The 13,982-nt window shown below is 45.0% G+C and carries 16 protein-coding genes; 3 read left to right on the top strand and 13 right to left on the bottom strand.

Going from position 1 to position 13,982, the window contains the following annotated elements:
• Positions 1-57: 57 nt before the first annotated feature.
• The 7 genes from rpsF to DMI82_RS10190 all read right to left on the bottom strand — a co-directional run bounded on the left by rpsF (position 58) and on the right by DMI82_RS10190 (position 6,256).
• Positions 58-345 (bottom strand): 30S ribosomal protein S6, encoded by a 288-nt coding sequence (gene rpsF / locus DMI82_RS10160; protein ID WP_015527189.1) that lies wholly within the window; start codon positions 343-345, stop codon positions 58-60.
• Between the two features lie 115 nt (positions 346-460).
• Positions 461-655 carry a DUF951 domain-containing protein gene (locus DMI82_RS10165; RefSeq protein ID WP_022426426.1) on the bottom strand — a complete coding sequence of 65 codons (195 nt, stop codon included), beginning with the start codon at positions 653-655 and terminating at the stop codon, positions 461-463.
• A gap of 50 nt (positions 656-705) precedes the next feature.
• On the bottom strand, positions 706-1,428 hold the full coding sequence (locus DMI82_RS10170) for an NAD-dependent protein deacylase (protein ID WP_110103217.1): 723 nt from the start codon (positions 1,426-1,428) through the stop codon (positions 706-708).
• A 32-nt stretch (positions 1,429-1,460) separates the two neighbouring features.
• On the bottom strand, positions 1,461-2,279 hold the full coding sequence (gene srtB, locus DMI82_RS10175; protein ID WP_110103218.1) for a class B sortase: 819 nt from the start codon (positions 2,277-2,279) through the stop codon (positions 1,461-1,463).
• A 176-nt stretch (positions 2,280-2,455) separates the two neighbouring features.
• Positions 2,456-3,328 carry a phosphoribosylaminoimidazolesuccinocarboxamide synthase gene (locus DMI82_RS10180; RefSeq protein ID WP_015527192.1) on the bottom strand — a complete coding sequence of 291 codons (873 nt, stop codon included), beginning with the start codon at positions 3,326-3,328 and terminating at the stop codon, positions 2,456-2,458.
• A 124-nt stretch (positions 3,329-3,452) separates the two neighbouring features.
• Positions 3,453-4,973: an ATP-binding protein gene (locus DMI82_RS10185; RefSeq protein ID WP_110103219.1), complete on the bottom strand. Its 1,521-nt coding sequence runs from the start codon at positions 4,971-4,973 to the stop codon at positions 3,453-3,455.
• Positions 4,970-6,256: a vWA domain-containing protein gene (locus DMI82_RS10190; protein WP_110103220.1), complete on the bottom strand. Its 1,287-nt coding sequence runs from the start codon at positions 6,254-6,256 to the stop codon at positions 4,970-4,972. The genes DMI82_RS10185 and DMI82_RS10190 overlap by 4 nt, the downstream gene beginning before the upstream one ends.
• 99 nt (positions 6,257-6,355) lie before the next feature.
• Here DMI82_RS10190 and DMI82_RS19770 point away from each other — a divergent pair, with 99 nt between their 5' ends.
• Together DMI82_RS19770 and DMI82_RS10195 are read left to right on the top strand one after the other, a co-directional pair.
• On the top strand, positions 6,356-6,862 hold the full coding sequence (locus DMI82_RS19770; RefSeq protein WP_158526448.1) for a helix-turn-helix domain-containing protein: 507 nt from the start codon (positions 6,356-6,358) through the stop codon (positions 6,860-6,862).
• Entirely contained in the window at positions 6,753-7,283 is a 531-nt protein-coding gene (locus DMI82_RS10195; RefSeq protein ID WP_084449127.1) for an IS630 family transposase, read from the top strand. The genes DMI82_RS19770 and DMI82_RS10195 overlap by 110 nt, the downstream gene beginning before the upstream one ends.
• A gap of 35 nt (positions 7,284-7,318) precedes the next feature.
• On the opposite strand, the gene DMI82_RS10200 is transcribed toward DMI82_RS10195, so the two are convergent.
• From DMI82_RS10200 to DMI82_RS10215, 4 genes are all read right to left on the bottom strand, one after another.
• Positions 7,319-7,750, bottom strand: coding sequence for a hypothetical protein (locus tag DMI82_RS10200; protein WP_110103222.1), 432 nt, complete (start codon positions 7,748-7,750; stop codon positions 7,319-7,321).
• 155 nt (positions 7,751-7,905) lie between these two features.
• Complete coding sequence (locus DMI82_RS10205) at positions 7,906-8,565, bottom strand: SdpI family protein (RefSeq protein ID WP_330409241.1); 660 nt, start codon at positions 8,563-8,565, stop codon at positions 7,906-7,908.
• On the bottom strand, positions 8,552-8,830 hold the full coding sequence (locus tag DMI82_RS10210) for an autorepressor SdpR family transcription factor (RefSeq protein ID WP_015527197.1): 279 nt from the start codon (positions 8,828-8,830) through the stop codon (positions 8,552-8,554). Before DMI82_RS10210 ends, DMI82_RS10205 begins: the two co-directional genes overlap by 14 nt.
• Positions 8,831-9,045: 215 nt before the next feature.
• The gene (locus DMI82_RS10215) at positions 9,046-9,276 is read right to left on the bottom strand and encodes an HPr family phosphocarrier protein (protein ID WP_110103223.1); all 231 of its coding nucleotides are present in this window, start codon (positions 9,274-9,276) and stop codon (positions 9,046-9,048) included.
• A gap of 154 nt (positions 9,277-9,430) precedes the next feature.
• Here DMI82_RS10215 and DMI82_RS10220 point away from each other — a divergent pair, with 154 nt between their 5' ends.
• Positions 9,431-10,657: a 6-phosphofructokinase gene (locus DMI82_RS10220; RefSeq protein ID WP_110103224.1), complete on the top strand. Its 1,227-nt coding sequence runs from the start codon at positions 9,431-9,433 to the stop codon at positions 10,655-10,657.
• Positions 10,658-10,803: 146 nt separating this feature from the next.
• On the opposite strand, the gene DMI82_RS10225 is transcribed toward DMI82_RS10220, so the two are convergent.
• Positions 10,804-11,892: a class II aldolase/adducin family protein gene (locus DMI82_RS10225; protein ID WP_110103225.1), complete on the bottom strand. Its 1,089-nt coding sequence runs from the start codon at positions 11,890-11,892 to the stop codon at positions 10,804-10,806.
• A 240-nt stretch (positions 11,893-12,132) separates the two neighbouring features.
• On the bottom strand, positions 12,133-13,950 hold the full coding sequence (locus DMI82_RS10230) for a S8 family peptidase (RefSeq protein WP_110103226.1): 1,818 nt from the start codon (positions 13,948-13,950) through the stop codon (positions 12,133-12,135).
• Positions 13,951-13,982 lie beyond the last annotated feature (32 nt).

Genomic DNA, 13,982 nt, shown 5'->3' on the forward strand with positions numbered 1-13,982 from the left:
GATTTCACTTAACTGAACAGGTTCTTAATGGTGTTTTCGAAAAATCCGCTGCAAAAATTATGCCTCTTTCTTGACAACCAGGTATCTTAATACATTGTCCATGATGCGGACATGTCTCTCGATCTCCGCCGGGCACTGAGAATCTGCTTCAAACTGAATAAAATAGTAGAAGCCTTCATGCATTTTCTGAATCTCGTAAGCTAATTTCTTCTTACCCCATTCTTCAACTTCTGTGATCACGCCGTTGTAACGTGTGATGTAGCCTTTTGCTTTCTCAACTACAGCGTCACGTGCTTCGTCCTCAAGCTTAGCGCTCACAACTAATGCTAACTCGTACTTGTTCATGCTTGTCTTAACCTCCTTATGGTCTTTTGGCCCTTTGCCTGTCAAAGAGCAAGGATATGAAATATATCACGATTTTTGATTCTAGCACATCTCTCCCGTGATGTAAAGCATAAATTTAATTTTTTTCAATTTTTTTCAAATCTCGTGTATTTTTCTCAACCAGCTTACGTGCCACCATGATCTGATGTCCGCAGCCCTTGCATTTCAGGCGGAAATCCGCTCCTACGCGAAGGATCTCCCATTCTTTACTGCCACAGGGATGAGCCTTCTTCAGTGTGACAATATCTCCAACTTCATAATTTAATCCCATTTGATACTCCTCATTTTTATTTTTGCAGATCATCCCAGGTTCCCATATTTTCAAACTCTTATCTGAGAAAACACCTGCCCGATCGGTTCTTTAATAAGAAGATCCGCATATTTATCCCTCGGTGTCGGTGCCTTATTGATCACCACCAGATGATTTCCCCGGAAATAATCGATCAGGCCTGCTGCCGGATATACCGCCAGAGAAGTTCCCCCAATGATCAGCACCTCCGCCTCCGAGATCACTCTTACTGATTCCTGGATCGTATAGTCATCCAGCCCTTCCTCATAAAGGACCACATCCGGCTTGATCATGCCGCCGCAGCTACACCGCGGAACACCTTTCGATTCCTTCATATATTTAAAATCATAGAATTTCCCGCATTTCATACAATGATTTCGGTAAACGCTTCCGTGAAGCTCCAGGACCTTTTTACTTCCTGCCATCTGGTGAAGATTATCGATATTCTGAGTGATCACAGCCTTCAGCTTTCCTGTTTGCTCCATCTCCGCCAGCTTCAGATGCGCTGCATTCGGTTTTGCAGTATCACAAAGCATCTTATCTCTGTAAAATTTAAAGAATTCCTCAGGTTTTCGCATAAAAAATGTATGGCTTAAGATTGTTTCCGGCGGGTAATCATATTTCTGGTTATACAGTCCGTCCTGGCTTCGAAAATCCGGGATCCCGCTTTCTGTTGAAACACCTGCACCGCCGAAAAATACAATATTTCTGCTCTCATCAATGATCTTTTGTAATTTTTCTATCTCATTTCCCATATCATTTCCTCCCAAACTTATCCGCAAAAGCTCTACTGTGGGTTCACCGCATTCACTCTTTTTCCCTGTACCACAAAACGTGTTGCCTGATTGCCGGTACAGGTTGATAATGTAACGATCTTATCCTTCACATTGGCTTCACTTGCAGTGGCATCTGTTCTGATCTCCGAATTCTGGAACATTTTTTTCTCATATTCCAGAAACTCTTTGCCAGGTCCCTTAAATAAGGTATACGTATCGCTGTTCACAGAAGTCGTATACGCTGCAATGATCTCATACCGGTAATCTTTTTCCGGTGTGAGGATCCAGAAATATTTGCTGGCATTGTAAAGCGTCTCATCAGCTCTGTATTTTTTCAACATTCCAAACATGGAACCATTCTTCATATTGTGTCCGTACACCAGGGTATTACAATCGCTGAAATCCCTTTTGTTCTCATAATCAATAAAGATCGTTCCCGCAAAATTATAATTTTTCTCATATGTCTGGTGCAGATAAAAATTATTATCCTCTCCCTGTACCACCGGATAACTGATCTCAGGCAATGCCTCCATATAGATCCAGCCGATCACATCCTCATTGATACTCCTGAGAGAATCAAAATCAACACGCACAGGTGCTACAGGCTGTTCATCCGGCTGATTCATCTCTTCCACCTGGTCCGGATCACGTTCTGTCACTGCCATTTCGGAAATGCTGTTATATTCATCGGTTCCTTTTTTATATTCTGTATAAATATGATAAAGGTTAAAAGCTGCATAACAGAAAATACAGATTGCCACGATCAGAACGATCGTCAGAATATGATCTCCCACTGTTTTTTTCTTTTTCACCTTGTTTTTCCTGCTCATAATCACACTCCTTTAAATCTGTCAGGATCATCTGGTTTCTGTATTTATTATAAATATCCCTCCGTTTTCTTGCAACCGTTTTGTTTTTGTCCTGTTTTATAAAGAAAGAAGCCGCCTCGGAATGGGCGTCCGAAGCGGCTTGTAAGGTATGTTCTATTTCAGAACTGCTGTTATTTTCAGGCCAGTTCTTTTCCTGTAAGCATTTTGTATGCCTGGAGATATTTCTCAATAGTCTTGTCAACGATTTCCTGAGGAAGTGTCCAGTCGTTGTCCGGATTGGCTTTCAGCCAGTCACGTGCAAACTGTTTGTCAAAAGATGGCTGACCATGTCCTGGTTCATAGCCTTCTGCCGGCCAGAAACGGGAGCTGTCCGGTGTCAGCATCTCATCACCGATGACCATGTTTCCGTCCTCATCAAGACCAAACTCGAATTTTGTATCTGCAATGATGATTCCCTTGCTGAGTGCATACTCTGCACATTTTTTGTAAAGAGCAATTGTGTTGTCACGAAGCTTTTCTGCATACTCGCGTCCTTTTCCCGGGAAGTATTTCTCAAGATGATCGATACTCTGCTCAAAGGAAATATTCTCATCGTGATCACCGATCTCAGCCTTGGTAGATGGTGTGTAGATCGGCTCAGGCAGCTTGTCGGATTCCTTCAGCCCCTCCGGAAGCTTGATGCCGCATACAGTGCCGTTCTCCTTGTAGCTTGCCCATCCACTTCCTGTGATGTATCCACGTACGATACACTCGATCGGCAGCATGTTCAGTTTACGGCACATCATGGATTTTCCTTCGAATTTCTCCTGCTGGAAAAACTCCGGCATATCCTTGGTATCTACAGAGATCATGTGGTTCGGAAGAATGTCCTCAGTCATGTCAAACCAGAATTTGGACATCTGGGTCAGTACAGCACCTTTCTTTGTAACTTCGTTATTCAGAATTACGTCAAAGCAGCTGATACGGTCTGTTGCAACCATGATCAGACTGTCTCCATTGTCATAAATCTCACGTACTTTACCTTCTTTGATTGGTTTTAATTCCTGCATGTTCTCACACCTCATCATTCGGTTATTTGATTTTTGTTTTCGACACCGTTACCGTATCACCTCACAAGCCCTCCTGTCAAGATGTCAGGCCCCTTTCAGTCATAAGTATTCGTTAAGGGATCATTCATATTTCTAATAGTGACGCACATTCCTCCTGAAGCTTTTTCTCCTGTTTCCGGTAAAGAAGCTTCTCACTGCAGGCAAAATAAGGATCACAGCCATATTCCCGGATAAAGGCCGCCGCATGGGTGTTCCGGGTCAATCCGGTAACAAAAAGCACCGTTTCCTGTCCGTCCCCGAAGCATTCCTTCATAAATGCAAATGCCTGTTCCAGCTCCCCGGTGATCTTTTTCGCACAGGCCTTTCTCTTTTCCGCCATTTCCGTAAAAAGCTGCCGGATCCGTTCAAAGCCAGCCTCTGTTTCTGTGATATGCTCCTTGCGGATAGTAAGACTGAATTTCTCCAGAGTGCGGATCACAAGCTCTTCCGTGGTCTGCTGATCTGCGGTAAGAAGCTCCGCCTCCAGACGGACAGCCAGACTTTTCTTCTTCATATCTGTAAATTCATCCAGCGCCGTCATGTCCTTTTTATCCTGGAGAAAAGCTTTCAGATGCAGAAGTTCCTGATAAACAGCACCTGTCTCACCATCCATCTTCTCATAGGTCAGAAAACTTCCGTTCAGGCCGTCAAGCAGAAGCCCTGTCACAAGGAAGCGTTCCTCAAAGGAAGCATCCTTCGCCATTTTTACCTTTTTCAGCTGCTCTTTCTCCGGCATCTCTCCGGAAAGCAGGCGTTCCAGGCCATAGTCCTCTCCGTACTTCCGGTACAGCTGATAGCTGGCAAAAAAGCTTCTTGCGATCTCATCTCTGCATAAATACTCCCCGACCAGATTCTCCGTGATCTCCACGCCCAGTTCCTCATAAGCCTTCAGGATCTCAGACAGGTCTTCCCAGCCTCTTGCTGTCACGAAGAATTTCCCGTCCACTGTATTCTCCACAGAATAAAAATGATCCTTTTTCATGCCGAGATAAGCCAGGATCGATCCGTGGATCTCCTTTTTCCAGGCATACTCCATCCACACCTCAAGATCTGCCTCGATATCCATCCTCCGCACACGGTCCAGTGTTACAATATCAAACTCCCGGACCGATTTATTATATTCCGGAGGATTTCCTGCTGCCGCGATCAGCCATCCTTCTGGCACGCTGTGACTTCCGAAGGTCTTGTTCTGAAGAAACTGCAGCATAGTGGGTGCAAGTGTCTCGGAGACACAGTTGATCTCATCAATAAAAAGGATTCCCTCCTTCTTCCCGGTACGTTCCATACAATCATACACAGAAGCAATGATCTCACTTAAAGTATACTCTGTGATGCTGACCTCTTTTCCGTTGTAGCACCGGGTCACGATCCTTGGCAGTCCTACCGCACTCTGTCTTGTATGGTGGGTGATGGTATAGGCTACCAGACCTGCCCCGCATTCCTCTGCCACCTGCTCCATGATCGCTGTTTTTCCGATTCCTGGAGGTCCCATAAGCAGGATGGGACGCTGCCGGAGTCTGGGAAATGTATAGCGCCCGGCTGCATCCTTCCGGTTGTAAGCCAGTAAGGTATGTTTGATCTCTTCTTTTGCCTCTTTTATATTCATGTTCTGTAACGCACTCCTTCCTGCTCTGCCACAAGCCGGATCGCCCAGGGCGGAACAAGCTCCATTTTTTCTGTTTTATGCAAAAATACAAAGGCCGTTTCATAATCCGGTTTGCTTCCGGGATATATCCCGTCCCCGTCTGTAAAATAGATCAGCGCCTTAAGACTGCGGATTTCTTTTTTCTCCTGCTGTTCCTTCACATACCGGAACACCGGCCGGAAATCCGTTCCGCCCCGGCCCTGTATGATGATATTTTTGCTGTATTCCTTCCATTCTTCCTCGGAATAGATCACCTTAACATCCTGGATACAGCAGTCACACTGGATCAGGTACACCTTCATTTTGTGGAAAAAATTCTCTTTTTCACTGAGAATGGAATACGTTTCTCCAAGGAATCTCCGCACAGTCTCTCCATCACAGGAGCCGGAAGTATCAATGGCGATCACCAGCTCCTCCAGACGGTTCACTTCCTTATATTCCAGCGGCTCGATCAGCGGAAGATTTCCATAATGCTCCATCCCGTAATTATAAAAAATATAATCAAAGCTTTCCGTATCCAGTTCCACCTCTTCCCGCAGCACAGAAAACTGACGGAGAAATTTTTTGTAATCGTACCTTCCGGATCTTACCGTTCCTGTTTCTTCCTTCTGGTCCCCTTTCTGGCTTCCCCGCCGTTTCCGGTGATCCTGACGGTTAGCGGCAGTATAGGAAAGAAGCTTGTTCCATTTTTCCTTTGTTCTTTTTCCTTTTTCTCCTGTGCAGGTGTCCCACAAGGTGTGATCGTCAAAATGAAAGGCTTCTTCCAGTTCTTCCAGGTGGAACGGAAAAGCCTGTTCCTTCAGCTTCCGGCATATCGTTTCTGCGGAATCCGACCTGTCTCCCAGAATATGAAAAACCTTTTCACGGATTTTTTTCGCATCGCCGCCTGTCTCCAGAATCGGAATCTTTTCCCTGGAAATGATCTGTTCTACTGCAATATCACAGGCCAGGTTCCATAAGCGTCTGTCCTCCTGATCTTCCCGAAAAAGATGCAGATACAGGCAGTGCAGCAGCATGTGCAGATAACCTCTTCGTACTGCCTCCGGCCTTTTTACATAAAGCTCCAGCAGATATTCCGGGGAAAAAAGGAAGAAAGCTCCATCTGTTCCAATGGTTCCGGTCTGCTCTGAGCCCTTCCCGGAAATACAGGCAAAGGCACCGTCCAGATATGGAAAATAGTAGTACAGCTCGTTCCTTATGTTTTCCAGGATATGTATTCCCAGTTCTTCCTGATTCCGGTCCACCGAATCCGCCTCCTGTCCTTCTGATCAAACTATAGCACTCCAAAAAAATACTGCACACTCTTGACAACAGGACTATGATAGAGTCAAGAGGTGATTATTATGTTACATGATGAAACACGTAAACTACTTATTGAAGCTTGGAATAAAACGCACAATGCAAAAGAAATCCCAGAGTGTTTTTCTGTGAATACCAGTACTGTTTACCGCCTGAAAAAACAAATGCGTGAAACAGGTTCTGTAAAAACAAGAACATCACAGAGAGGACGTAAACATGCCCTGACACCGGAAGATATCCAAAATATTGACCGGGTGGTTCAGCAGGAACCAGATATCACAATTGATGAAATCATTGATAAACTTGGTCTGCATGTTTGTAATGAAACAGTCCACAAGGCAGTTATTAAACTCGGGTATTCTTACAAGAAAAAATCTCTTCATGCCTCAGAGCAGGAGCGTCCCCGATGTCAGGGAAAAACGCAGAAACTGGAAAAAACATATGTCGGAGAGAGACATAAATCATCTGGTCTTTCTGGACGAAAGCGGAGTAAACATCAATATGACGCGACATTATGCCAGAGCATGGAAAAACCGGAGAGCAGTAGATAAAACTCCACTCAACACGCCCTGCAATACAACCGTTCTTTCTTCCATACGTCTGAATGGAGACTGTGCCTATACAGTCTATCAGGGAGGAACTACTGCAGAGCGGTTTGCAGAATACCTGAAAACAAAGTTGCTGCCGACGCTTTCAGAAGCAGACATTATCGTTATGGATAATATGCGTTCCCATCATGCAAAAGTGGTGAAACAGCTACTGGACAGCTCAAAAGTAACCTATCTGTATTTACCCCCGTATAGTCCGGATCTGAATCCGATTGAAAAGATGTGGTCAAAACTCAAAGCATTTTTAAGGAAAGAAAAGATACGGATTGCATCGGAATTACCATCAGCTATTTCAAAAGGATTTTTAACAATTCGTCCAAAGGACTGCATAGGGTGGTTTCATTCGTGTAATTATGTGCAATAATTTATTGGATTGCTATAGTTTTTCACCAGATTTATTTACAATTCAAATTTCTTCTCTTTAAATCCATAATTTGCTTTTTTCAAATGGAGAAGTCCCATCAGCGCTGCAGGTCTCCTCCACTCTTCAGCCAGTTTCAGGAACACCTCCAGCTCCTGTTCCCCAAACCATTCGCTCTCATAAAGCTTCTCGATCTTTTCCCAGTCATCTTCCAGGATCAGGCGTTCCACAGCCGGACGGATCCTTTTCTTAAGATATGCTCCATAATGCGCGCGTTCCTCTTCCTCCACACCTTCCTCCAGAAAATATCCCCGCAGGGCAACTGCCAGCCGCAGCGGCTCCTGCTTGGTACTTCCGAATTTCCGGTAAAGATGAATGGCCTCTTCTTTGGCATCCTCGTTCTCTGCCCGCATTTCAAGAGCAGTGGCAGCAACTTCCACATCTTTTTGAAAACGGCTTAATTCTGTCATAATGATCCCTCCTGTCTGCTGTCTGTTTATAGTGTTCGAGGAAATGCTTTTGTATGACATTATCATATCACGTACCGCTTTGTTTGAACATTGTTTTTTGTTAAAAAAGAAACCGCCATTGCCTTTTCACGACAATGACGGTCTGAAGATTTTTCTCAGATTCCCTTTTTATAAAGAATAAATGAATAGATCATTGGCACAAGGATGACCAGCAAAATTACCGCAAAAACAATTTCCGTTTTCAGAAGCAGCGAATTCATAAGAAAAAGCAGTCCCGACAGAATCAGTACCCAGCCTGCCATACGGTTGGTACGGTTCCAGTTCTCCTCGCTGTTCAAGGTCCAGGGAAGCTTCATTCCCACTGTATAATTCTGTTTCACCTTATGAACGTAATTTCCGAGAATGATAAACATGATACCTACCATTATATTCACGATCACACCTATATCAAGTTCCATTCCCAGAGCAAGTCCGTAGATCGCCATGCAGGTGATCACAGACACCACCGGAACCAGCCACAGGATCATGGTAAAAATACGCCTGTTGATATTTTTTCTCTTTGGATCATTGGCTGTAAAAAACACGCAAAACAGATGGATCAGCAAAAGCAGAAATGGAATTCCAAAAACTGCCATCGGCTTGCTGCTCCAGCCGTTGGCCACATTGTGCTGATCAAAATGTGTTGCGATCTTCTCCGGCAGACGGTTCCACAGCAGGATCCCTGCCAGTGACGGTGAGATCGTAAGGATACTCCCGGAGATCAGGGACATTTTATATTCCTTCAGAAACTCTTTTCTTTCTTCACCTTTCATCATTCTTTCCCCCTTTCAGATCACTGAGCCACAGAAGCAGCTCCTCTACAACTGTGGTATTCAGTTCGTAATACACGAAATTCTTCACCTTCGTCTCCCACACAAGATCTGCTTTCTTCAAAATTTTCAGATGATAGGATATGGTTGCACCTGTCATGTCAAAATGTCCTCCGATCTCACCGGCTGACATTTTCCCGTTTTTCAGAAGCTGCAGGATTTCTCTCCGCACAGGATCCGAAAGTGCCTTGAAGGTTTCCGCAAACGCCATCGTGTATGTCTTCCTCCTTTCGGATAGTATTTAGAAATATTTCTAAATAGAATATATCATTTTCAGATTTCCCAGTCAATAAGTATTTAGATTTTTTTCTAAATACTCACATTTGTCATCTATAAAAAATGAGGATACCGATCATCGCCTCTGCGACCTTACGATATCCTCATTCACCATCGATCAACCATTATTTATTTTTTCTCCTCTTAAACCTACCTCATGCAAAAACCAAGACTGGATGTGATCTCCGGCGCAAGCTCCGGCACATGTGCACAAAAGTCCATCTCTCTGCCAAGGCCAATAGATGCAACTCCAAGAATGGATTTGCCATTTACTGTCCTGCTTCCCCTTTTCAGATCCACTGCAAACGGAAAATGCTCCGTCACATCAAGAAAACGGTTCACTTCATCCATGCTCTCAAACTGTACTTTTCTTACTGTCATCGTTTTTTCACCTCTTTTCTCTGTTTATACTATTATATTACTATGATATAAACATTTGCTAGAGTAATTTTTTTATAAAAAAGGTGATTTTTTTAGATGTTATCTTCTCCTATTTCTGTTACAATATAAAAAACAACACCCAGGAGGTATCAGAATGTCAAAAAAGAACCTTATCGCAGGACAATCCGGCGGACCGACCGCAGCTATCAACAGCAGTCTTTACGGTGTGGTATCTGAAGCACTTAAACATACAGAGGAGATCGACCATGTTTATGGTATGGTCAACGGCATTGAGGGATTTTTAAACGGAACATTCCTTGATTTCCAGGAAGCACTTCCGGGAGAGCAGCTTCTCGCTCTTACCTGGACACCCGGCGCCTATCTCGGCTCCTGCCGTTACAAGCTTCCGGAATCCCTGGAGGATCCGGTTTATCCGAAGCTTTTTCAAAAATTCGAGGAGATGAACATCGGCTGGTTCTTTTATATCGGCGGCAATGATTCCATGGATACCGTCAGCAAGCTTTCCCGCTATGCCGAAAAGATTGGCAGTGACATCCGTATCCTCGGTGAGCCGAAGACCATTGATAACGACCTTGTAAACACCGACCATACTCCCGGATTCGGAAGTGCTGCCCGCTACGTAGCCTCCACCGTCCGTGAGATCACCCTGGACGCCTGTGTCTACGAGAAAAAATCCGTCACTATCATCGAGATCATGGGACGTCACGCAGGCTGGCTCACCGGAGCTGCTGCCCTTGCCCGGAAATACGTCGGAGACAATCCGCTTCTCATTTATCTTCCGGAAACCAATTTCGATGTAGAAGAATTTCTCCTGAAAGTTAATGCTGCCTTTGAGAAAAACTGCAACGTCGTAGTCTGTGTATCTGAGGGAATCCACGATAAAGACGGCACATTCATCTGCGAATACGACAGCGCTGCCGGAACCGACGCCTTCGGTCACAAGATGCTTGCTGGCTGCGGTAAATATCTTGAGAATCTTGTACGCAGCCGTCTTGGTGTCAAAGCCCGCTCCGTAGAGCTCAATGTAAGCCAGCGCTGCTCTGTCTCCATGCTCTCTGAGACAGACCAGCAGGAAGCAATTCTCGCCGGTGAATTTGGTGTACAGGCTGCCCTGAACGGCGAAACCGGAAAGATGATCGCATTTAAACGTCAGAGTGATTCTCCGTACTCCATGAAATGCACACTGGAGGATGTCAACGTTATCTGCAACGAAGAAAAGACTGTCCCTGTGGAATGGATCACAGAAGACGGCTCCGATGTCACCGAAGACTTTATCCGCTATGCCCGCCCTCTGATCCAGGGAACTGTAAATGTTCCGGTTGGCGAGGACGGACTGCCGGCGTTCGTGTATCGGAAATAAGATTTGTGGTAATGCGGATAAAAATATCCACATTTGCTGCGTAACTCTGTCCTGAATAACTGTATCCGTCATTCGATAAAAATGCACCGGGAATTTCTTAACAGTTCCCGGCGCATTTTCTTTATTTCTCTATATATTTTTCTTTTTTATTTCTTACTGCGGTATGCTTCTGCTTCCCAGTGTGTGATAAAATATGTGATCTCATCGGTCATCTGCAGCGGGCCGCCAAAGCTCTCCGCATACACTGCAAGCTTGATCGCATCCTTTACCAGAAGCTGTGCCTTTGCTGCCTTTCCTTTGTCATCTTCCATGATAAATGCGCCAACGCCCTGTACCAGGATCAGTCTTGGCTCTTTATCATGCTCTGTCATAAATGCATCCATCGCATTTTTCGCCTCATCAATATTTTCTACAAATAACGGATAAGGTCCGCAATATACAATATGATCCGGAGTAAACGGCTTCAGAAGAGGTGCTGCAGCAGTTTTATCTTTTACAAAATTATCAGCCTCCGCAGCCGGTACGACTTCCACCGCATGTCCAAGCAGACTGGAAAGCTTCTGTGCTGCCTGCTCTTTTTCAGGTGTAACTGCATCACTTACATCCGCAGTTCTCTTTACCTGCTTTTCCAGCTTTCCGATCACACCATCGAATAAAACGCCAATCTCCTCTACAGTATCAGCCGCAACAAAAATTCCGTGATTCTGAAGCAGAAGGATCTGCACGTCTTTTCCTGTTTCTTCTTTATAGGCATTCATTTTCTCGAAGCAGATGCGGGCAAGTGTGTATCCCGGTTTACAGATATCGATCCAGAGTACATCTTTTCCAAGAAGCTCTTCGCAAAGAGCCTTTGCGCCCTTTCCGCAGGTCAGTCCATTGATAAGTGTCGGATGAACATGCAGGACATACGTATAGGCAAACAGATTGTGGAGCAGCGCTTCCACGCTGGGACGTTTGGTTTTATCCTCATCGGTCACTGCCGCCATTACATCTGCAAGATATGCCGATTCACGCTTCACATCATCCGCCGGATATTCCGTTTTCATGATCTCATTCAGACGGGCTCTGTCCATTTTGACAAATTCCTCTGCCTTAATGGTAGCAAGCTGTGTACCGGATCCCTTTACATACAGTGTTGTATCGTCTTTTACAGAAGTATTACCGCCTCCTGCCAGAACATAAGCCGGATTGCTTCCGTAAGTGTTTGACATTTTTACCAAAGTTGAAAGCTCCATAGTAAAATCCTCCCTTTTGTATCATTATATATTTTTTCCATATATTTATAGTACACGATACAAAGTGAATTATCTATATGAATATTTTTTCCAAAATTAGTACTTTCGTATCCTTTTATTACTTTTCCAAATGTACTATCTATACATCTTTCCACTGAGTTTCTTCTGCGATCCGGGAAATCGTTTTTCCTTTATATTATAAATAATAAGCAGCATACATGATCAAAAAAACAGATCATCTCACGTCAACAACTCAAAGGTATGATACAGATCCACCCTCCCATACCCCCACTCCGGGTTTGGGTACTGCATGTTTTCTTCTCTTCTTGCGCCTCTCTGCAGATAATATTTCACGCTGCTCCCAGTAAAAAACGGCTGGTTATTCCGTATGATCGCCCATTCAAACAGAAGTGCCGCGATGCCGGCGGTCTGTGCAGCGGATATACTGGTTCCGGAGCGGGTTCCAAATCCGCCTCGTACCAGCGGCACTTTTACGTTAACGCCAGGAGCTGCAAGATGTGGAGTTATCATGCCATCTGGCGTATAGCCTCTGCCTGCTGCAATGTAGATGCTTCCGTCACGGTGCTGGTAGGCGGTTGCCGTGATGCTGTTCCTGGCGTCTCCCGGCGCTGTCACCGTAGTATAGGGGGATGGTTCCAGAAAATAAGTATCCTGGGAGATCAGCCCTTCCACAGGAAGCCACATATGGAACTTTACGTTCTGCTGATTTCTTGCCTTGGTAAAAATTTTCCAGATACCGGACGCCGGATGGAAAAATCGAATATACACCAGCGAATACCCGGTCTGACGCTCGATCAGGATATAATTCACATACACCTTTGTTTCCACAAAAACAAATGACAGCTCCTGAGTCCTGAAACCGATGGAGCTGCTTACCTCCAGTATCTCTCCTGTAGGTGACTGAATGGAAAGCCCGTAGATTTCCGGCGGCTCACCCCAGAATTCCATGGTAAAGCCCTGCTCTCCTTCCGCCACACGAAGCTCCGTCACGATCTGCTCCCTTCCCTGAGAAAAAAAGCCTGCACTGTGGTTTCTGGTATTTCCTTCGTTTCCTGCTGCCACAGATACGGATACTTGGGAAAAATTTGCCACATAGTCCACATACTGGCTTAACGCATTGGTCCCCAGATGTGCGCCCTGGCTGCTTCCGATTCCCAGACAGATAGAAAGTGGCATCTTCAGCTTTTTGGCCTGGGTAATCGCAAAAGCAATGGCCATCATCACATCATTTTCCTGAAAAGCTTCTGCCTCCGGAGGATAAAGATAAAAATTACGGAGATATTGTTTTGCCGGCTTTACCTTGATGATGATCAGGGTTGCCTCCGGTGCTGCTCCGGTAAAATTTTCTCCGGGTACCATATTTCCGGCAGCAATACCTGCCAGTGCCGTGCCATGGCCGTTGGTATCTCTGGATGGCACGATGGCAAACGGATCCTCGGAATCCAGTGCCCGGTCAATATCCTTTTTCCGGAATAATTTGCCATATGGAACTTCTGTATCTGTTATATCATCCCCCTCTTCCGGCAAATTATCTGCATCTCCATTTTCAGCTTCCAATTCCCGCCCAGACTGATTTTGTTCTTCATCTTCTATGGACTGATCCCATAAATAAGCGATTCTGGAGCCGCCTGCATTTCGAAACACTTCATTCTGATAATCAATCCCCGAATCGATCACCGCCACCGCAGTACCTTTTCCACGCAGCTTCAGATAGGGGTGATCGTGCAGCCTGTTGATCCCTGATTTCCCTGCTGCCTCCATATCCATGTAGGTATAGCATTTCGGGATTGAATTATAGGAGATTCCCGTAACCTCGATCTCTCCCATACTTTCCAGCGGAACATAAAGAACACCGAAAATTTCATTGATTGCCTGAAAAGATGTCCCCGGAAAAAGTTCCATAGTATCCTGGACATCCTGCATATATTTCACGATAAAATCCCCGAAGCGCTGACTCTGTGCCGGATTTTCCGTCTGCGCTCCGGGGATCTTATCCTCTGTTTTCATATTTGGTTCAAAATCTTCTTTTCTGAGCATGACAGGCCTGCTTTCGCCTTTTTCATAGATGT

This window comes from Blautia sp. BCRC 81119, assembly GCF_003184505.1.
In the GTDB taxonomy this organism is placed as follows: domain Bacteria; phylum Bacillota; class Clostridia; order Lachnospirales; family Lachnospiraceae; genus Blautia_A; species Blautia_A fusiformis.